General features: G+C 68.3%; 10 protein-coding genes. 6 read left to right on the forward strand and 4 right to left on the reverse strand.

The genetic code is table 11. The features are described from left to right. Window positions 1-76 precede the first annotated feature (76 nt). Window positions 77-2,353, forward strand: coding sequence for a family 20 glycosylhydrolase (locus tag ASD55_RS01210; RefSeq protein WP_056764400.1), 2,277 nt, complete (start codon window positions 77-79; stop codon window positions 2,351-2,353). 244 nt (window positions 2,354-2,597) lie between these two features. Then, complete coding sequence (locus ASD55_RS01215) at window positions 2,598-3,656, forward strand: heparan-alpha-glucosaminide N-acetyltransferase domain-containing protein (protein WP_056763151.1); 1,059 nt, start codon at window positions 2,598-2,600, stop codon at window positions 3,654-3,656. On the opposite strand, the gene ASD55_RS18675 is transcribed toward ASD55_RS01215, so the two are convergent. Further along, window positions 3,653-3,811 (reverse strand): hypothetical protein, encoded by a 159-nt coding sequence (locus ASD55_RS18675; RefSeq protein WP_200946047.1) that lies wholly within the window; start codon window positions 3,809-3,811, stop codon window positions 3,653-3,655. The two genes, ASD55_RS01215 and ASD55_RS18675, sit on opposite strands and share 4 nt — an antisense overlap. A gap of 4 nt (window positions 3,812-3,815) precedes the next feature. Next, window positions 3,816-8,489: a DEAD/DEAH box helicase gene (locus tag ASD55_RS01220; RefSeq protein WP_056763153.1), complete on the reverse strand. Its 4,674-nt coding sequence runs from the start codon at window positions 8,487-8,489 to the stop codon at window positions 3,816-3,818. Between the two features lie 239 nt (window positions 8,490-8,728). On the opposite strand from ASD55_RS01220, the gene ASD55_RS01225 reads away from it, so the two are divergent. The 4 genes from ASD55_RS01225 to pbpC all read left to right on the forward strand — a co-directional run bounded on the left by ASD55_RS01225 (window position 8,729) and on the right by pbpC (window position 19,434). After that, window positions 8,729-10,744 (forward strand): serine protease, encoded by a 2,016-nt coding sequence (locus ASD55_RS01225; protein WP_235577691.1) that lies wholly within the window; start codon window positions 8,729-8,731, stop codon window positions 10,742-10,744. 81 nt (window positions 10,745-10,825) lie between these two features. Further along, window positions 10,826-11,716 (forward strand): alpha/beta hydrolase, encoded by an 891-nt coding sequence (locus ASD55_RS01230; protein WP_200946048.1) that lies wholly within the window; start codon window positions 10,826-10,828, stop codon window positions 11,714-11,716. A 156-nt stretch (window positions 11,717-11,872) separates the two neighbouring features. Further along, window positions 11,873-16,879: an alpha-2-macroglobulin gene (locus tag ASD55_RS01235; RefSeq protein ID WP_056763155.1), complete on the forward strand. Its 5,007-nt coding sequence runs from the start codon at window positions 11,873-11,875 to the stop codon at window positions 16,877-16,879. A gap of 203 nt (window positions 16,880-17,082) precedes the next feature. Further along, window positions 17,083-19,434 carry a penicillin-binding protein 1C gene (pbpC, locus tag ASD55_RS01240; protein ID WP_200946049.1) on the forward strand — a complete coding sequence of 784 codons (2,352 nt, stop codon included), beginning with the start codon at window positions 17,083-17,085 and terminating at the stop codon, window positions 19,432-19,434. Between the two features lie 29 nt (window positions 19,435-19,463). On the opposite strand, the gene ASD55_RS01245 is transcribed toward pbpC, so the two are convergent. Further along, complete coding sequence (locus ASD55_RS01245; RefSeq protein ID WP_235577692.1) at window positions 19,464-20,324, reverse strand: hypothetical protein; 861 nt, start codon at window positions 20,322-20,324, stop codon at window positions 19,464-19,466. A 3-nt stretch (window positions 20,325-20,327) separates the two neighbouring features. After that, window positions 20,328-21,566: a hypothetical protein gene (locus ASD55_RS01250; RefSeq protein ID WP_056717648.1), complete on the reverse strand. Its 1,239-nt coding sequence runs from the start codon at window positions 21,564-21,566 to the stop codon at window positions 20,328-20,330. Between the last annotated feature and the right edge of the window lie 77 nt (window positions 21,567-21,643).

Genomic DNA, 21,643 nt, shown 5'->3' on the forward strand with positions numbered 1-21,643 from the left:
TCTTGCGTGGACCATCCTGCGGAGACCGCCGATGACCTTGTCGACTACGCGCCGCCCGACCGTCCTGTTGCGCTGCATGCTGTTCGCCGCGACCTGGCTGCTGGCCAATCCGCTGCTGGCCCGGCCACCCGTCAACTCCCTGATTCCCCAGCCGGTCCAAGTCGACCCGGCAGAGGGACATTTCACCGTAGGCCCGGCCACGCCGATCGTGGTTGCCGACAAAAGCGCGGCAAGCCTGCGCACCGCGCAATGGCTGGCCGACCTCACCGGGCGCACGCGTGGCCTGAAACTCGCCGTGCACCAGCACGCCGCCGTCACTGGCGAGATCGTGCTTCGGCTCGACCCCGGGCTTGCGCCGGCGAATGACGAAGCCTATGTGCTCGACGTGACGCCGCAAGGCATCAGGCTCGCAGCACGCACCGACGCCGGACTGTTCCGTGGCGCGACCACGCTGTGGCAATTACTCACGCCCGATGCGAAACACGGCGCGGTGCAGGTGCCGGCCTTGCACATCGCCGACCAGCCCCGCTTCGCCTGGCGCGGCCTGATGCTGGATTCGGTGCGCCACTTCCAGAGCGTGGACGAGGTGAAACGCCTGCTCGACCAGATGGCCCAGCACAAGCTCAACGTGTTCCATTGGCATCTCACCGACGACCAGGGCTGGCGGATCCAGATCAAACGCTATCCCGAGCTCACCCGCATCGGTGCGTGGCGCACGCCGCCGGACGCCGGCAAGGAGGGCGAGCCGAAACGCTACGGCGGCTTCTACACGCAGGCGCAGATCCGCGAGGTGGTCGCCTATGCCACCGCGCGCCACATCACCATCGTGCCGGAGCTGGACATGCCCGGTCATGCACAGGCCGCGGTGGCCGCGTACCCGCAGCTCGGCGTCACCGGAAAGCGGCCGGAAGTGTCGGTCGACTGGGGCGTCAATCCGTATCTGTACAACGTGGACGATGCCACCTTCGACTTCATCGACAACGTGCTCGATGAAGTGCTGGCGCTGTTCCCCTCCAGATACATCCACGTCGGCGGCGACGAGGCGATCAAGGACCAGTGGCAGGCCTCGCCCGCCGTGCAGGCGAAGATGCGCGCGCTGGGCATCACCAGCGAAGACGCGCTGCAGGGCTGGTTCATCGACCGCATCGGCCAGTACCTCGACCGGCATGGCCGCAAGCTGATCGGCTGGGACGAGATCCTCGAAGGCGAGCACCTGCCGGCCGACGCCACGGTGATGTCCTGGCGCGGCACCGACGGCGCGATCAAGGCGACGATGATGGGCCACGACGTGGTGATGTCGCCCGCGCCTGCGCTGTACTTCGATCACGTGCAGGGCGACCTCGCCGACGAATACGCCGGGCGCATGGGCGTGGAATCGCTGCGCAGCGTCTACGCATTCCAGGTGGTGCCTGCCGTGCTGGGCCCGAAGCAAGCCGCGCATGTGCTCGGCGTGCAGGCCAACGTGTGGGCCGAGCACATTCCCACCTTCGCGCATGTGGAACACGCCGTGTTCCCGCGGCTGGATGCGCTCAGTGAAGTGGCGTGGTCGCCGGCCGGCTCCATCAACTGGCCGCATTTCCTCGCCCGCTTGCCGGCGCAACTTGCACGCTACCGGGCGCAACACGTCGCCTACGCCGACAGCGCGTTCGCGGTGGACATCGCCATTGATCGCACGCTTGCCCTGGCCACCGGCAAGGCCACCGTTACGCTGTCGAACCAGACGGATTTCGGCACCATCCGCTACACGCTGGACGGCAGCGCGCCCACGCAGGCTTCGCCGCGCTACGACGCACCGTTCAACGTGACCCTGCCGACCACCGTGCGCGCGGCCAGCTTCGCCGCCGATGGCAGCGTGCTGGCCACCTCGCGCCAGCGTGTGCTGGATCGCGCCAGCCTGCTCGGCCTCGACGGCAACGACTTGCCGAACTGCCCCGGCAGCGATTTCCGCCTGCGCGTGCAACCGCTGCCCGATGCCGCCTCGGCGTCGCCGGTCTACAGCATCAACGTGTTCAACAGCTGCCAGCTGTATCCCGCCACGCCGCTGGATGGACTGCGCCGCATCCATGTCGAGGCGGTACGGCTCGAACGCAACTTCGCGCTGGCGCACGAGCAGAAGCTGGTGATGTCGCACCCGAACAGGACGCCGTTCGGCGAAATGGTGGTGCACCTGGACACCTGCGCCGGCCCGGTGCTGGCCAGCATGGCCTTGCCCGATCCCACGCACAGCGCCCGCAACTTCACCCTGGACGCGGCGCTGCCCGCGCAGCAGGGCGAACGCGCGTTGTGCCTGATCTACACCGCGCCGACCGACGGGCCGCTGTACGCGCTGGGCCGCGTGGCGTTGAGTCCGTGAGATCGATCGTGCACGCGCGCTGCCTGTCTCCCTCCCCTGCGCAGCAGGGGAGGGTTGGGGTGGGGTTCGCTTTTGATTTTCCCGGCGACCCTGAGCCACCCCCTCCCTTCCTGCATTCGGGCCATCCATGGCCCTCACCCTTCGGGCGGCTGGCGCCGTGCAAATCGGCAGTCCTGCCGATTTGTCCCCTGGAAGGGAGAGGTATCCCGGTGCTTTTGCGCTTTCGCTTTTGCTTGCGCTCCCCATGAAACGCCTCGCCTCACTCGACGCGCTGCGCGGCTGCACCGTGGCCGCGATGCTGCTGGTCAATGACCCCGGTGACTGGGGCCACGTCTACTGGCCGCTGGAACATTCGACGTGGGACGGCTGCACGCCGACCGATCTGGTGTTTCCATTCTTCCTGTTCGTGGTTGGCGTGTCGGTGGCGTTCTCGATCCTGCCGCGACTGGAGCAGGGCGCAGCGCCCGAGGCGCTGATCCGCGGCGCGATGTGGCGTGCGCTGCGCATCCTGCTGCTGGGCGTGGCGATCAATGTGCTGGCGGCGCTGGTCATGCCGCAGGCCCACCTGCGTTTTCCCGGCGTGCTGCAACGCATCGGGCTGTGCTTCGCGGGGGTGGCGCTGTTCGCGGTGTACACGCGGCCGCGCACGCAGTGGACCGCCATCGCCGGCCTGCTGCTGGGCTATTGGGGTCTGCTGGTGCTCGGCGGTTCGCTGGAGCCGTGGACGAACATCGTCAGCCGTTTCGACAGCGCGCTGTTCGGCCGCTTCGTCTACCAGATCGATCCGGTGACCGGCCGCGGCCACGACCCGGAAGGTCTGCTCGGCAGCTTGCCGTCCCTGGCCAGCACCTTGCTGGGTTTGCGCGCAGGCTGCTGGCTGCGCCGCGGGAAAATCCGGACGCTGTTGCTGGCCGGTGTCGCCTGCCTTCTGCTTGGCGCGCTGTGGTCGCTGTGGTTGCCGCTGAACAAGAACCTGTGGACGCCGTCGTTCGTGCTGTGGACGGCAGGCTGGGCCACGCTGGCGCTGCTGGCGTTCCACTGGCTGATCGACCGTCGCGGCTGGCCCGCCCTGGGTCGCAGCTTCGGGGTCAACGCGATCGCCGCCTATGCCGGTTCGGAGCTGATGCAGATCGTGCTGCCCACGCTGGGCCAGGCGTCGTGGTACCGCACGTTGTTCGCCGACTGGATGACACCGCGCTTCGGTCCGTACGTGCCATCGCTGGCGTTCGCGGTGGTGTTCGTGGCGGTGTGGTGGTTGATCGTTCGGGCGATGGATCGCCGGCACATCCATCTCAAGCTCTAGCGCCGCCGCCGCATCGCCCGGACCAGCAGGATCATCAACGCCAGGCCAAGCGTCAGGCCGATGCCGCCGCCCCAGATGCCGCCGACGTCGCCGCCCACCAGATAGCCAAGCCCGAAACCCAGCGGGAACAGCAGCAGCACCGGCAGGCAGCCCATCGCGTCAGCGCGCCGCGGCCACGGCTTCCGGCTGCGAGGGGGGATGGCGCAGCAACACCTGCTTCGCCAGCCGGGCATCGGCTGCCGACAACTCGATCAATGGCACGACCTTGCCGCCGACCAGCGCGGCGATCGGCATGCCGTCGCGATACAGCACGCGCGAGCCGGCCAGCGCCGGTACCTTGTCGCCGACCAGCACGGTGCCGACCAGGTTCAGCGGATCGCTGCCGCTGACGCAGACCAGCTCGCCGTCGTCCGCGCGCTGGCGAATCGCCCGCAGCGGCGCAATCGCCTCGGGCAGGGCGAACTGCTCACCGACCAGGCCTTCGACGAAGCGCCCGCCGCGGATTTCGCCGCGCGCCTCCAGCCGGTGATAGACGCGCAGCAGTTCGCGCCACGACGGCAGCCACGGCGCCTCGCGTTCCAGCAGCTTCCAGAACACCACGCCGTAGCGGCGAAGCAGAGCACGTGCAACGTGCTCTGCTTCATCCGAATCAAGCCGGCGCGAAGCGCCACGTTCGCTTCCTCTCCCCTCCGGGGAGAGGATTGAGGTGAGGGGCTGCTCTCCTCGCGAACCTTCTGACCTCTCCGCGAGCACCCGCCCCTCATCCGACCCCTTCGGGGCCACCTTCTCCCCGGTGGGGAGAAGGGAGGCGCCCCGCGCCAATGCCCAGCGTCCTGCATCCTCGATTCCGCCGAACGCATGCCGGCGCATGCGCCGCTGCCGTGCGCCGTCGCGCTTCGCCGCCGGCAGCAGCAGGGCGCGCAGGCCGGCGAAGCTGTCGGCGCTGATCCGGCCGGCGGCGACCAGTTCACCCAGTGCGTCTTCCAGCTCCGTCCGCAGCAGGCGGGTGTCGGCCAGCAGTTCGTCGAAGAACAGCGCGCCATGTTCGCGCAGCGCGTCGGCCACGGCCTGGGCGCGCGAGGACAGCAGGATGTCCTGCGCGTCGTCGCTGCAGGCGACGGCCGTCCAGACGGCCACCTCGCGCCGCGGCAGCAGCACGATCGGCGTGCTGCGCACCGGGCCGCCGCCACCGCCGCTGCCGGTGCGCAAACGGCTCCACGTGATGCGGCCGGCACGGCACAGTTCGTCCAGCCAGCTGATCGAGTAATCGCTCACGCGCGCTGGCAGGATCTCCGCTTCCCACGCGCCAGCCGCAGCCTCGTAACCTTCCAGCTGTGCCAGTGTGGCAACCAGCGCATCGGGGCCGTTCAAGCGGGTGGCCGCCGACACGTGCTGCCAGTCGAACAGGAAACGCATCAGCGCGCGCCGGCTGACCGGCTCGATCTCGCGGCGCAACCGGCCGATGGTGTAGCGGTGGATGCGCGCCAGCAGATGCCGCTCGCACCATTCGGTGTCGCTCGCATCGGCGGTGAAGCGGCCCTGCATCACGTAGCCTTCGGACTGCAGCCGCAACAGCGCCTGCTCGATCTCGCCCGCGTCGACGTTCATCGACTGCGCCAGCTCGCGCACGGTGACCGGGCCGAGCCCGCCGAGACGGTGGCGCACCAGTTCCAGCAGTGCGTCCTCGCGCGTCCACGCCTGCGCGGCGTATTCGGCCGGTGCCGCGATCGGCGGTTGCATGCTGGCGGCGGGGTGCAGCGCCAGCCACAGTGGCAATTGTTCCGCAGTGGTCCACACGTCGGTGAGGCGTGTCGCGCGCTTCACCCCGGCGAGCGCCTGCAGTCGTTCGGCCCAGCCCGTGTTGGCGTCAACCTCCGCGGCGGTGACGAAACCCAGCAAGGTCAGCGCCTCGTGCATCTCGTCGGCATCGCGCACCTGCGGCCACGCCTCCTCGCGCACCGCGGCGATCGCGTCGGGATCGAGCCGGCCCAGGTCGTCGGCGCTGTCGGCGTTCCAGCGACGGTTCTGCACGGCCTGGGTGCGGCGCTCTTCCAGCGGCGCATCGTCGAGGAAGGCATACGGTGCCGCGTTCAACACTTCGGCGGCGAGCGGGCTGGGTGCGGTGAGATCGCGCGCCACGATGGCGATTTCGCCGGCTTCGAGCTGGCGCAGGATCGCCAGCAGCCCGTCCACGTCCATCGCCTCGCGCAGGCAGTCGTGCATGGTCTGGTTGACCAGCGGGTGGTCGGGCACCTCGCGCTCGCCCACGATGTTTTCCAGGCAGGCGACCTGGTCGGGGAATACCGCGGCGAGCAGGTCCTCGCTCTTCATCCGCTGCAGCGGCGGCGGCGTCTTCTTGCCGCCGGTGAAGCGCGGCAGCGCCAGCGCGGTCACTGCGTTCCAGCGCCAGCGCGCGGGGAACAGCGGGGCGTCGAGCAGGGCCTGTACCAGCACGTGCTCGGCGGTGTTCGAGCGCAGGTAATGCGCCACTTCCTCCAGCGGAAAGCTGTGGCTGGTGGACAGCGAAAGCACGATCGCGTCCTCGGTCGCCGCCGCCTGCAGCTCGAAATTGAACTGGCGGCAGAAGCGCTTGCGCAGCGCCAACCCCCACGCGCGGTTGATGCGGCTGCCCCACGGCGTGTGGATCACCAGCTGGGTGCCGCCGGACTCGTCGAAGAAGCGCTCCAGCACCAGGGTGTGCTGGCTGGGGAGGACGCCGAGCGCGGCCTTGGCGCGGGCGAGGTAGTCGACGAGTTGCCGGGCGGCTGCTTCGCCGAGACCCAGTGTTTCCTGCAGCCACGCGACCGCCGCCGGCACGCCGCCGGCATCGAGTTGTACGGAGATTTCCTCGCGCAATCGCGACACGCCGAACGACAGCTCGTTGCTGCGCCCGGGCGCCTCGCCCAGCCAGAACGGAATGCTCGGCGGTGCGCCGTGCGCATCCTCCACCCGCAAGCGGTCGCGCTCGACGCGCTGGATGCGGTAGCTGGCGTTGCCCAGCTGGAAGATGTCGCCGGCCATGCTCTCGACCGCGAAATCCTCGTTCACCGTGCCCACGATGATCGCCTGCGGTTCCAGCACCACCTTGTAGTCGGCGGTCTCGGGAATGGTGCCACCGGAGGTCAACGCGGTGAGCCGCGCACTGCGCCGCGGGCGCAGTTGCCGGTTCACCGCGTCGCGATGGATGTACGCCGCGCGGGGGCCCTGCCGCGTGGTGAAGCCTTCGGCCAGCATGCGCACCACGGCGTCGAAATCCGCGCGCGAAAGATCGCGATACGGATACGCGCGGCGCACCAGTGCGTACAGCGCGTCCTCGTCCCACTCGGCGCAGGCGACTTCGGCCACGATCTGCTGGGCCAGCACGTCCAGCGGCTGCGGTGGCAGGATCAGCGCGTCCAGCTCGCCGCGGCGCACGCAGTCGAGCAGGGCGGTGCATTCGATCAGGTCGTCGCGGGTGGCCGGGAACAGCCGTGCCTTCGGCGTGCCGTCGATGCTGTGGCCGGAACGGCCGGCGCGCTGCAGGAAGGCGGCGATCGAGCGCGGCGAGCCGAGCTGGCAGACCAGGTCCACCTCGCCGATGTCGATGCCCAGCTCCAGCGACGCGGTCGCCACCAGCACCTTCAGTTCGCCGCGCTTCAGCCGCTGCTCGGCGTCCAGCCGCAGCTCCTTGGCCAGGCTGCCGTGGTGGGCGGCCACGTGTTCCTTGCCCAGCCGCTCGGACAGGTGCCGCGCGGCGCGCTCGGCCATGCGCCGGGTGTTGACGAAGACCAGGGTGGTGCGATGCGCCTCCACCAGTTGGGCGAGGCGGTTGTAGACCAGCTCCCAGCTGTCGTTCGACATCACCGCTTCGAGCGGGACCGGGGGCACTTCGATGGCGAGGTCGCGGGGGCGGGTGTGGCCCGTGTTGATGATGGTGCACGGATCTTCCTTCTCCCCCGTGGGGAGAAGGTGGCCCGAAGGGTCGGATGAGGGGTGGGTGCTCGCGGGGGAGTCACATTCGTGAGCCGCTTTGTTGTGTCTCTTTCGCGACCCCGAACCCTCATCCGCCCTTCGGGCACCTTCATTCGGCACATCCATGTGCCTCACCCTGCGGGCGGCATCCGCCGTGCAAATCGGCAGTCCTGCCGATTTGTCTCCCGGAGGGAGAAGGGAGTGTTGAGCGCCGACCAGAAAGTCGGCGATCTTTTCTATGGGCTTCTGCGTCGCCGACAACCCGATCCGCAGCAGGCGCCGCTGGCACAGCGATTCCAGCCGCTCCAGCGACAATGCCAGGTGCGAGCCGCGCTTGCTGCCGGCGATGGCGTGGATCTCGTCGACGATCACCGAGCGCACGCCGGCCAGCATGGCGCGCCCCGAGGCCGAGCCGAGCAGCACGTACAGCGATTCGGGCGTGGTCACCAGGATGTGCGGCGGCACCTTGCGCAGCAGGTTGCGCTCGACCTGCGGAGTGTCGCCGGTGCGCACCGCGGTGCGGATCGCCACGTCGGGCAGGCCGAGTTTTTCGAGTTCGGTGCGGATGCCTTCCAGCGGCGCTTCCAGGTTGATGTGGATGTCGTTCGACAGCGCCTTCAGCGGTGACACGTAGAGCACGCTGGTGGTGTCAGCCAGCACGCCGCCATGGGTCGCGCCTTCGCGCACCAGTTCGTCGATCGCGGCGAGGAAGGCGGTCAGCGTCTTGCCCGAGCCAGTGGGCGCGGCGACCAGGGTGTGTTGGCCGGCGCGGATCGACGGCCACGCTGCCACCTGCGCCGCGGTGGGCGCAGGAAAGGTGCGGCGAAACCAGGCGGCGACGGCCGGGTGGAATGCGTCCAGCGGGCAGGAGTCGTTGCGCATCGGTGCGGATTCGCGTGACGGTCGGGAAGTGCTCACCGGTCATATATGGGGCCTTGCGGGCCCGAGTCCACCGGTCCGACGGCCATTGTCATGACTTCGGCCGATTGCCGCCATCAGCCCGCCGGTGCAGCGCCGGACCTGTCATGGCAGTATTCGGAATCGGCAGTATCCAGATTCGGCCGTCACAGCCAGGGGCCCGCGGGGGGAATCCGGTGGCGGCGTTCATGCGAAGGACACTCATGCACGTAATGGAATCGCCGCGGCGCAAGCCCGGCTTCATGCGCACGGCCTGCAGCCGGTTCGCGCTCCTTGCCCTGGTGAGCCTGTTCGCTGCGGCCGCCAGCCATGCGGCCAGTCTCGATCCGGCCGTGTTGCCGAAGATCCAGGCGGCCACCTTCGAAGTGGTGGCGGCCAAGCCGGTCAAGGACCCGCTGACCTACGAGAAGCCGCTGCCGCTGGAGCTGCTGCCGTTCCAGGAGCGCAACGACAAGTATTACTCGATCGGCACCGCCTTCGCGCTGGGCAACAACCGCTACGTGACCGCGGCGCATGTGCTGCAGGTGGGCATCGACAGCCTGTGGGGCGAGCCTGCGCTGCGCGATGCCGGCGGCCATGTGTATGCGATCGGCAAGATCGAGAAATATTCGCTGCAGCAGGATTTCGTGGTGTTCAGCCTGGCCACGCAGCCGGCGCAGGCCGCCGCGCTGGAGGTGGACACCACGCCCAGCCTCAACGGCGTGGTCTACGCGGTAGGCAATGCGCTGGGCACCGGCGTGGTGATCCGCGACGGCCTGTACACCTCCGACACGCCGGAGGACCAGGACGGCCGCTGGAAGTGGATGCGCTTCTCCGCGGCGGCATCGCCGGGCAACAGCGGCGGTCCGCTGCTGGACGCGAACGGCAAGGTCATCGGCATCGTGCTGATGAAGTCGCAGAACGAAAACCTGAACTACGCGCTGCCGATCGGCCGCGTGCTGGACGCGCCCGATCACGTTGCCTCGATCGACCAGCGCATGCCCTACCAGTTCGACGTGTTCGACACCACGCTCAGCAACACCTTCAAGGCCGAGTTCAAGTTGCCGCTGAGCTTCGCCGACTTCAGCGCGGCGTTCCAGCAGCGCTTCAACGCCTATGCCGACAGCCAGCTCAAGGCCTTGCTGGCGAAGGAGCCGGAGCGGCTGTTCCCGCGCGGCCAGGGCTCCAACGAACTGCTGCATTCGACGCCGTCGATGGACGACTTCCCCTCGCTGATCACCCGCGACAACGACGGTACCTGGAGCCTGGCGAAGAAGGAGGGCGGCAAGACCAGCCTGTCGAACAATGGCTACGTCACGCCGGGCGTGGTCGGGCGCAACCTGCTGTTCCACGTGCGCCGGCCCGACAACGTGACGGCCGCCGCGCTGTATCGCGACCCGGTCAAGCTGATGGACATGATCGCCAGGGTCGGCTTCCTCACCCGCAACGTCGGCCCCGAGCAAGTGCGCATCACCTCGCTGGGCAAGCCGGTGCGCGACACGCTGTACACCGATGCCTGGCAGCGCCGCTGGCAGGTGCGGGTATGGCCGATACCGGCCGAGAACGCGGTGGTGATGAGCTTCGCCCTGCCAGTGCCGGACGGCTACGCGGTGCTGATGCGGATCGCCCCGGCCAGCCAGGAGCACGACTTCCTGATCAACCTGCAGGCGCTCACCGACTTCTTCTACGTCACCTACGACGGCAGCCTGGCCCAGTGGCAGGATTTCCTGAAGCAGAAGGACCTGCTGCCGGCGGCGTTCGACGACATCGACATCGACATCGACTACGGCCATCGCTTCGCCTACAGCTCGAAGCGGCTGCGCTACGCCTACACCCCGGCGCTGCAGAAGATCGACAAGGACAGCATGCTCACCATCGGCTTCAGCTACTTCCTCGACCACGGCAAGGTGGTGTGGGACGTGACCGACGTGTGGCAGGCGGCCAGTGCGCACGACAAGTACTGGAGCAATTTCGCCCGCGTGGTGGTGCCGTCGGACGACCTCAACGACGACTACAAGAGCAACTGGAGCAAGATCAGCAACCGCCAGCGGCCGTTCGACGGCGTGCCGCGCAGCGAGAACGACGTGATGAAGATCAGCAGCGTGCTGGCCGCGCCGGGCCAGGCCCGGCCCGACGTGCTGTACACCGTCTACCACTACGCCGAGGGCAGCCACCCCGCCGCCGAAATGAAGGCCAAGCTCGACCTGCTGCTGAAGGACGCCCGGGTCACCGAGCACTGAGCTTCGGGCGCATCGGCCGGTGGTGACGACACCGGCCGATCCGGCTACGGTATCCCGTTGAAACAGGCGAGGAGGATGCGGGTGGAACGACGGGTACGGGCGCCGACGCCGGATGCGCCAGCGCAAGACGACAGCAGCATCAGCTGGCTGGAGATGGCCGACGGCCAGCCGCTGTGCCTGCGTGACTGGCCGCTGGCGCAGCCGCACGGCGCGGTGCTGATCGTGCACGGGCTGGGCGAACACGGCGGGCGTTACCAGCGCCTGGCAGCGTGGTTCAACCAGCGCGGCCACGCGGTGCGCAGCTACGACCAGCGCGGCCACGGCCGCAGCCCGGGGCGGCGCGGTGCCCTGCGCCAGGCCGACGACCTGCTGGAGGATCTGGCCACCGTCTACAACGACTACGCCGCCAGCCAGCCGCACCCGCCGCTGCTGCTGGGCCACAGCATGGGCGGCCTGGTCGCGGCGCGCGCGGTGCTGGATGGCCGGGTCACGCCGCCGGCGCTGGTGTTGTCATCGCCGGCGCTGCGCAGCTGGGAGTCGCCCCGGATGATCGCGCTGGCCCGGCTGCTCAGCCGGCTCGTGCCGAACCTGCCGCTGCGCAACGGGCTGGACGCCAGCAAACTGTCGCACGAAGCCGGTGTGGTCGCCGCTTACCGCAACGACCCGCTGCGCCACGGCTGGATCACCCCGCGACTGGCCGACTTCATCTTCCATGCCGGAGCCGCCTGCATCCGCGATGCCGCCGGCCTGGCGGTGCCGACCCTGCTGCTGGTCGCCGACAGCGATGCGCTGGTCGATCCGTCCGGCAGTCGCTCGTTCGCCCGCAAGGCGGCCGGCAGCGGCCAGCTGACCACCCGCTTCTTTTCCACGCTGTACCACGAGCTGTTCAACGAGGCCGAGCCGGGGCGCAGCCAGGTGCTGATGCAGCTGGCCGACTGGCTGGGCCGGCAGGATCTCGCGGCGGCTCCGTAGAGGACCTCGCGGGGAAGCGCGCTGCGGCCCGTTTCCGGCGGGCCGGCTGGGGCACACTGCGTTCGACGCGAAAAAAATCGGCGCGCCCGCTGCGCGCCTCCGGATCGCCATGATTGGCGGCGATACTTCCACGCAAACCTACAGGGAGAAGGTTGCATGTCACTTCGATCGAGCCGGCGCATCTCGCGCCACCTTGCGTGGCGAGTCCTCGCCTGCCTTGCGATCGGCCTGGCGCTGGGCGCCTGTCATCGCGGTGGCGACGACGGCAAACCCGCCCTGCAGGGCAAGCCTGCTGCCAGTGCGTCGACTGCGCCCGCGAAGGACGCCGGCACGGCCGGCTTCGCGCTGGTCTCGGCCAGTTCCACCCCGCGCGATTCGCGCACCGCGCTGATCCTGCGCTTCAACGCGGCACTGGCCTCGGCCCAGGCGTTCGACAGCCTGATCGCGGTGACCGGCCCGAACGGCGAGGTGGTCAGCGGCAGCTGGAGCCTGGACGACGACGGCAAGACGCTGAGTTTCCCGTTCGTGCAGGCCAACACGCGCTACGTGGTGCAGCTGAAGGCCGGCGTGCTGGCCGCCGACGGCCGCACCCTGGGCCACGAGGTGAAGCATGAGGTGTATTCCGGCAACCTGCCGGCGGCGGTCGGCTTCGCCTCGCACGGCAGCGTGCTGCCCGCGCGCGGCACCCGCGGCCTGCCGCTGGTGTCGATGAACGTGCACGACGCCGACGTGGAATTCTTCCGCGTGCATGACGACGCCTTGTCCGACCTGTTCTGCGCCTATCCGCGCAACGGCCATCGCGAGAGCTACGAGCTCGACCACGAGGTCCGCTACTACAACCAGTGCGGCGAAGGCGACGATCGCCGCGCCAGCGTGCCGATCACCGACATCGCCGACTCGGTCTACGCCAACCACTACACGCTGGGTGGCGAGGCGAACGAGCGCACGGTGACCTACCTGCCGGTGCAGAACATCAAGGAGCTGGCCACGCCGGGCGTGTACATGGCCGTGGTCAAGGCCGGCGGCACCTTCAAGGAAGGCTACGACACCGCCACCTTCTTCGTCAGCGACCTCGGCCTGCACCTGCGCGTGTACCGCGACAACGTGCTGCTGCACGTGGCCTCGTTGCGCGACGGCACGCCGGTCAATGCGGTGGATGTCGAAGTGCGCGACGTGAACGGGCGCAGCAAGCTCAAGGCCTCCACCGACGCCGACGGCAACGCGCTGATTGCCTACAAGGTCAAGGCCTCCGACGTGCTGGTGGCGCGCCACGGCAAGGATGTCTCGGTGCTGCCGTTCAACCGGCCGGCGCTGGACGTGTCGAACTTCGACATCAGCGGTCGCAGGCAGGCGCCGTTCGAGGTCTATGCGTGGTCCGGGCGCGACCTGTACCGCCCCGGCGAGACGCTGCGCGCGTCGGCCTTGCTGCGCGACTATGACGGCAAGCCGATGAAGCCGCAGTCGCTGTTCGTGCGGGTGAAGCAGCCCGACGGCCGCACCCTGGTGGAGAAACGGCTGGAGCCGCAGCAGCTGAACTACTTCGAGCTGAGCCAGGCGATTCCGGCCGATGCGCCGACCGGCCTGTGGCAGCTGGAATTCCGCCTCGACCCTTCAGCCAAGGACACCGTGCAGGCGTTCCCGTTCCACGTCGAGGAGTTCCTGCCCGAGCGGCTCAAGGTCGAACTGTCCAGCCCGCAGCAGCAGCTGGCGCCGGACGAGCCGCTGAAGCTCAAGGTCGCCTCCAGCTATCTGTACGGCGCTCCCGCCGACGGCAACCGCTTCACCGCGAAACTGCTGGTGGCGCCGGAGGTGCATCCGCTGGAGAAGATGAAGGACACCTTCTTCGGCAACCCGCTGGTCGAGCTGCCCAAGAGCGCCGACGACGTGATCGACGCCAGGCTCGATGCGCAAGGCGTGCTGGAGCAGGACGTGGCGCTGCCCGACGACGTGCAGCCGGTCGCGCCGCTGGCGGTGACCCTGTCCGGCAGCGTTTATGAAAGCGGCGGCCGCGCGGTGACCCGCCTGCTCAAGCGCAGCTACTGGCCGGCCGACGCGCTGGTCGGCGTGCGCCCGCTGTTCGACCCGAAGCAGGGCGCCGAAAGCGAGGCGCCGGCCGGTTTCGAGATCGTGCGCGCCAACGCGAAGGGCGAGCTGATCGCCGGCAGCCACCTGAAGGTGCGCCTGCAGCGTGAGCTGCGCGACTTCTACTGGCTGTATGAGCAGAACGGTGGCTGGCAGTCCAGCGCGAACCAGCGCCTGCAGCTGGTCGACGAGAAGGATGTCGACGTGGCCGCCGGCCAGTCGGCCCACGTCGAATTCCCCGTGCAGTGGGGCAGCTACCGCGTCGAGGTATACGACCCGGCCACCAAGCTCACCACGGTGTTCCCGTTCTTCGCCGGCTACAGCTGGGATGACGAAAACCTGGGCAAGGAAGCGCGTCCGGACAAGGTCAAGCTGCAGCTGGACAAGGCCCGCTATCGCGCTGGCGACACCATGAAAGTGACGGTGACGCCGCCGCAGGACGGCCCCGGCGTGTTGCTGGTGGAGTCGGATCATCTGCTCTACACGAAGAACATCGAGGCCAAGGCCGGGGCGGTATTCGAGATCCCGGTGACGAAAGACTGGGAGCGCCACGACGTCTATGTCACCGCGCTGGTGTTCCGCGGCGGCGAGGCGGCCGAGCACACCACGCCGGCCCGCGCGATGGGCGTGGAATACGTGGCGATGGACCGCAACGACCGACGCATTCCGCTCAAGCTCGCCGCGCCCGCGCTGATGCGCCCGGGCAATCCGCTCGACGTCGGCGTGCAGGCCACCGGCCTGGCCGGGCAGAAGGCGTTCGTCACGCTGTCGGCGGTCGACCAGGGCGTGCTCAACATTACCGACTACCCGGTGCCCGATGCGTGGGCGTGGCTGTTCGGCAAGCGTGCGTTGAGCGTCGACGCCTACGATCTCTACAGCCGCATCATCGAGGCGATGGACGGCGAGCAGGCCAGGCTGCGCTACGGTGGCGACATGAGTGCAGGCGCGCTGCCGAAGGCGAACCGGCTCAATCCCAAGGTGCAGATCGTCGACCTGTTCAGCGGCCCGGTGGCGTTCGACGCCCAGGGCAAGGCCACCCTGCATGTGGACGTGCCCGACTTCAACGGCAGCCTGCGGCTGGCTGCGCTGGCGTACACCGACAGTCGCTACGGCAACGCCGACGGCAACGTGACCGTGCGCGCGCCGCTGGTGGTCGAGCCCAGCACGCCGCGGGTGATGGCGGCCAGCGACAAGGCGATGATCAGCCTCGACCTGAAAAACCTCTCGGGCAAGGACGGCACCGCCAAGGTCAGCGTCAAGAGTGGTGGCCCGATCACCGTGGACAAGGCCGTGCAGAATGTGGCCCTGAAGGACGGCGCCGGCATCACCTTGCACATGCCGGTGGCGGCGCAGGCCGGTGCGGCGGTGGCGACGGTGGACATCCACGCCGAACTCAACGACTACCGCGTGGATCGTCACTTCGAGTTCGCGGTGCGCCCGGCCTGGCCGGAAACCGTCACCACCACGCCGCTGGCGCTGGAAGCCGGCAAGCCCCAGCGCTTCGGCGCTGCCGCGATCGCCGGCCTGTTGCCGGCCACGGTGAACGCGCGGCTCACCCTGAGCACCTTGCCGCCCCTGCCGTATGCCGCCGCCTTGCGCGACGTCCTGCGCTACCCGTACGGCTGCATCGAGCAGACCACCAGCAAAGGTTACGCCGCGCTGATTCTGGACGGCCAGACGGCCAAGTCGCTGGGCGCACCGGTGATGAGCGATGACGTGCGCAAGGCGGCGGTCGAGGGTGCGCTGTCGCGGATCGCCTCGTTCCAGGCCAGCAACGGCCACTTCAGCTTCTGGGGCGGCAGCAGTCCGATCGTCACCTTCACCACGCCGTACGTGGTCGACTTCATGCTGGACGCCCGCGACGCCGGTTTCGCCGTGCCGCAGGACGTGCTGCAGAAATCGCTGCAGCGGCTCAACGACGACCTGCTGGCCGGCGGCCATCCGTACTACGACTACGAGCACCACGACCACATGCGGCTGGCCGACGAGGCGTACTCCGGCTTCGTGCTGGCCCGGGTCAACCGCGCGCCGCTGGGCACGCTGCGCGCGCTGTTCGACAACGAACGGCAGAAGCTGGTCGCCCCGCTGCCGCTGGTGCACCTGGGTATCGCGCTGAAGCTGATGGGCGACAACGAGCGCGCGCAGAAGGCGATCGACGAGGCCTTCGCGTGGAGCAAGGAACGCCCGTGGTACGTCGGCGACTACGGCTCGGACCTGCGCGACTTGGCCCTGATGGTGGCGCTCACCCACACCTACGGCATGAACAAGCCGGCCTACGACGCCAAGCTGGTCGACTGGGCCCGCAACGCCACCGCCAACGTGCGCCAGCGCCAGCAGCAGGACAAGGACTACCGCTGGTCGTGGTCGTACCTGAGCACGCAGGAACAGGCGGCGATCGCCCGCGTGGCGAGTGCGTTCGACGCGAAGAGCAACGCCCCGCTGGCCGCCACGATCACCGCCGGCGGCAAGACCGAGCAGGCGCCCGACCAGCGCGTGTGGAGCCGCCCGCTCAGCGTGGCCGAACTCGATGCCGGCGTCAGCGTGCAGCCGACCAGCGACGCGGCGATCTTCGCCACGTTCGACGTGGCCGGCATCCCGCAGAAGGCGCCCGCGGCCGACGACAGCCAGATCGACGTGCGCCGCAGCTACTTCACCACCGACGGCAAGCCGTGGACGGGCGATGAGCTGAGGGAGGGCGATACGCTGATCGTCGAACTCGACATCGAGGCGCGCATGGACATCCCCGATGCCCTGGTCACCGACCTGCTGCCCGGCGGGCTGGAAGTGGAGAACCTCAACCTGGGCGGCGCGCAGACCTGGTCCGGCGTGGTGATCGACGGCATCAACCTGGACGAACACGCTTCGGCCGCAGACATCCAGCACGAGGAATACCGCGACGACCGCTACGCCGCCGCGCTGAACCTGCGTCGCGGCGACAAGGCCCGCGTGTTCTACCTGGTGCGTGCGGTGACCCCCGGCAATTACACCGTGCCGCCGCCGCTGGTGGAAGACATGTACCGTCCCGCCGTGCGCGGCATCGGCAAGGTCGAGCCGGCGAAGATCACCGTGGTCGAACCGTAGCTGTGCTTTGCTCCTCCCCCTGCTCGCAGGGGGAGGCCGGGAGGGGGTAAAGCTTTTGATTTTCGCCCGACCCTGACGAAGAGCGACCCCACCCCAGCCCTCCCCTGCTGCGCAGGGGAGGGAGCAAGGCAGCTTCGCCGCAACCTACCGACGCCATGATGATCCCAGCCACAGCGCCTCCTACTGCCACGCGCCGCTCCCGCATGTGGCGCTGGCTGCGTGCCATCAGCATGGCCATCCTCGCCTTGCTGCTGCTCGCCTTCATCCTCGACCGCCTGTTCCCGCTGCACCTGCCCGCCCCCGACACCGGCAGCACCGTGGTGCTGGCGCGCGATGGCACGCCGCTGCGCGCGTTCGCCGACAGCGACGGCGTGTGGCGTTATCCGACCACGGCGAAGCAGGTGTCGCCGCTCTATCTGCAGGCGCTGCTGACCTATGAGGACCGCTGGTTCTACCGCCATCCCGGAGTGAATCCGTATGCGCTGCTGCGCGGCTTTGCCGGTGGCATCCTCCATGGGCACATCGTCTCGGGCGGCTCCACCCTGACCATGCAGGTGGCGCGGATCATCGAACCGATCCCGCATACCTTCCGCGGCAAGCTGGTGCAGATCTTCCGCGCGCTGCAACTGGAAGCGCATCTGTCGAAGGCGCAGATCCTCGACCTGTATCTCAACCACGCGCCGTTCGGCGGGCCGATCGAAGGCGTCGAGGCGGCTTCGTGGGCGTACCTGGGCAAGCCGGCCACGCGCTTGTCGCATGCGGAGGCCGCGCTGCTGGCGGTGCTGCCACAATCGCCCAGCCGGCTGCGCCCGGATCGTCGCGCGCAAGCGGCGCGTGCCGCCCGCGACAAGGTGCTGCGCCGCATGCGCGATCTCGGCGTGTGGAGCGCGGCCGAGGTGCGCGATGCGGCGATCGAACCGGTGGTGGCGCGTTCGCTGCGCGCGCCGCTGTCGGCCGCGCTGCTGGCCGAGCGGCTGCAGCGCCAGCAGCCGGCTTCGCGGCGGATCACCAGCACCATCGACGCGAACCTGCAGCGCGCCGCCGAGGATCGCGTCGGCGCCTACCTGTCGCGACTGCCGCCGCACACCTCGGCCGCGTTGCTGGTGGTCGACAACGCCACGCTGGAGGCGCGTATCTACGTCGGCACCAGCGACTTCGCCAACCCGCAGCGGCACGGCTACATCGACATGGTGGCCGCGCCGCGCTCGCCCGGTTCCACGCTGAAGCCGTTCCTGTACGGACTGGCGCTGGACGACGGCCTGATCACTTCCGAAAGCCTGCTGGTCGACGCGCCGCAGGATTTCGGTGGCTACAAGCCGGGCAATTTCGACGAGGCATTCTCCGGCCCGGTCAGCGCGGCCGAGGCCTTGCAGCGCTCGCTCAACGTGCCGGCGGTGGATGTGCTGGACCGGGTCGGGCCGAGCCGTTTCGTGGCGCGACTGGCCGCGGGCGGCGTCGACCTCGGACTGCCGGCCGGCGCGCAGCCGAACCTGTCGATCATCCTCGGCGGCGCGTCCACCCGGTTGGAAAACCTGGTGGGCGCCTATACCGCGTTCGCCAACGGCGGCATCGCCGGCATGCCGCGTTACACCGCCGACCAGCCCGCCCACCAACGACGGCTGCTGTCGCCGGGCGCGGCGTGGATCGTCCGCGACATCCTTGCGCACAACCCCGCCGACGTCGAAGGCGCGCCGCTGGCCGGCGCGATCAATCGCCACGCCAGCGTGGCGTGGAAGACCGGCACCAGCTACGGCTACCGCGACGCGTGGTCGATCGGCGTCACCGACCGCTGGACCATCGGCGTGTGGATCGGCCGCCCGGACGGCACGCCCTCGCCCGGCCAGTACGGCGCGGTGACCGCGCTGCCGCTGCTGTTCCAGATCGCCGACATGCTGCCGTCGCGGGGCGGTCATGTCGCCGCGCAACCGGCCAGCGTCGGCCAGCGCGAGATCTGCTGGCCACTGGGTGGCGCGCTGGAGTCCACCGCTCCGGCACTGTGCCGTCAGCACCGCACCGCCTGGCTGCTGGACGATGCGTTGCCGCCCACTTTCGCCGAACGCGGCCTCGGCGCGTGGTCGGCGGGCCTGATCACGCTGCGTGTCGACGGCCGCGGACATCGGCTCAGCGGCGCCTGCCATGCGCCGCACGAGCAGACCGTCCAGCTGGCACGCTGGCCGGCGCTGGCCACGCCGTGGCTCAGTCGCGACGACCGGGAAAGTTCGGCATTGCCGCCACTGGCGCCGGGCTGTGCCGCCGACTCACTGGGCAGCGCCAACCCGATCCGCATCAGCGCCCTCGGCGATGGCGTCACCCTGCGCCAGGCGCCGAACAGCGACCAGCCGCTGCGCATCAACCTGCGCGCGCTGGGCGCGCAAGGCCCGGTGCAATGGCTGCTCAACGGACGACTGCAAGGCCGCAGCGAAGCCGCCGAGCCGATGTCGATCGACCTGCCGCAAAGCGGCGATCAGCGCGTCACGGCGCTCGCCGGCGACGGCGCCTTCGCCACGATCCGCTTTCAGGTGCTCGGAGCAGTCGGCGAATCGAACCGCCGCTGAGTCGTGAATCTCCCAAGCCCTCAAGCCGGTCATTCCGACGCGGTAGCGCCGGCGCCCGGCAGTTCCTTGCGTTGGCAGGCAATCGTCTTCACCAGGATCTCGCAGTCCTCCATGAACAGGTCCCACCAGTCTTCCCAGGGTTCGGAGTTCATGCGCGTGATGTGGAAACATACCGTCAACAGCACGTCGGGTAGCAGAACCGTGGTGTAGTTGAGGGTATTCGGCATGCCTTGCATCGGATCCCAGAGGTAGCGCAACCAATGCATGCCATTGCTGGTCAGCGGCTCATAGCTCGAAGGGGGACTTTTCAAGTGGGCCGCCAGAATGTCGTCGATCTGGTATTGCGGCAACGGGGAGCCGCCGATCGTCTTGCCCTTGTACGTCTCATCGCGCAGCTTCCAGTTGGGGCCGCCCTCGGATTCCAGGAAGGCGATGTAGTCATGGCGCAGGTAGTCCTCGAGCATGGCCATGTCATCGGGTTGAAGCTGGATGTCGTGCTTGACCCGTTCGAGTTGCCAATAGGCCGTGATGATGGCGTAGGGCGGATGTGGGACAGGATAGATGCGTGAGCTGTGCAGGCGCGGCAAGTGGTAGATCCAGTTGCTTATCCCCAGCTCGATTGTCCGGTGGCAAGCTCGCCACTCGCCAAGACTCGCGCCGATGAAGTTCATGGCGTCAAGGTTGACGGAATCAGGACCTGCCTCGCTCTCGCCAAAGGCGGCCGAGGGTTCGACAAAGCTCAGGACAAATGGTCCGCAATCGGTCTGCCGAGGCATGACGCGAGCCACCGGTATGCCGCCCTGTGGAGCGCTGAGGGCCAAGGTCAACCGCTTGTACCAGGGTTGCGGACGGCGCTTGAAGGACGTGGTCGGCGGCGAGGACTTGCTCATGATTCAGGCCATCTCGGAAGGGTGAAACTGCTGCGCATAGCGTGCCAGTTCATGGTGCCCGGTGAACCTCAGTTGCTCCACATAGGTTTCCAGGCCCAGATACGGCAAGGTGTGCGGACTGGCCAGCGGACCACCTTTGCCGACCAGGCCGCGGAACTTCCACGACCGCTCCAGCCCGCTAAGACTCCAGTCGTTGGGGCCGAAGATATTGGGCACCATGTCGAACGGGTTGTTGCGCACGCGCTCGATCGTGATGCCTGCACGGGTGCAGGTGAGCTCGGCCTGTCTGACGTTGCAGCCGGCGCCATGCAGGCAAACGCTGTGGCGATCGAGACGGATGCCATAGTGCTGCAGCGCAAACTCGACGGCGGCGATGAAGATGATGGCGCCCTGGCTGTGCGCTACCCAGCGCGTGCGGTGTCCGCGCCTTTGCGCCTCCACCAGCACCGCCGCCAGATGCTGGCTGTTGTTGCTGCACTCCATCAGGTTCTGCTTGTCGAAGGCGCACTCGAACAAGTCCCGACTTAGCCCGTCGGTGGGATTGAAGAACAAGGTGTAATTATCGATGGGCTCAGCTTTGTCCCCGTAAGCGGTTTCGAGGTGCGTACCCATCAGCCAGGCTGCCTTGGCGAGATTGTTCTGCATGCCGTTGACGGCTGCGTGAAAGGTCTCGATGCGGTGGGTAGGCGTGGCATTTTCAGTGTCCCAACTGGCCTCCAGCGCAACGGCGACGTCCTCGGACTTGCTTCCCAATCGCTTGAATTCAGGTGTGAAACTTGCTGTCCCCACCTTGTTCACGCGATACAACGCGTTTCGTTGCATGGAGTCCGGCAGTTTCGACCGCAGCAGATCGTGGTCCAGATAGATATCGACGATCACCACCGGTTTGCCCGGCACGATCGCATAGCGGATCTTGTAGTGGTAGCCCTTGAACGGGTAGCGACTAGGGAGCAGCCGCTGAAACCAGTCCCTGCGGCCAGTGTCGGCGTCCAGTCGGTTCGGGTGCAGGGCGATATCCAGCAGCTCTTCCGTCACCTTGCGGCGGTCGAAGTCATTAAGCGCACGCAGCATGCGAAGAGCCTCATCGCCGAGGACGAGCTTCTTGTCCAGCGTGCGGAACGTGGGGCTTCGGGGTTCGAACAGGGCGGCGATCTGTGGCGCCCCGGCCGCGGCTTCTTGCCACGTATGGCGCCGTGCGGCGCGTTGCTGCAACTGTTCGCGACTCAACGACTGTCGGCTCATCGGCACCTCTCCTTGTGCGCGCGGTCATCGAGAGCGGCCACGCAATCCTGGTGGCCATGGTATCCCGGCGTGCCTGT

It is taken from the genome of Rhodanobacter sp. Root561 (assembly GCF_001427365.1).
Taxonomy (GTDB): domain Bacteria; phylum Pseudomonadota; class Gammaproteobacteria; order Xanthomonadales; family Rhodanobacteraceae; genus Rhodanobacter.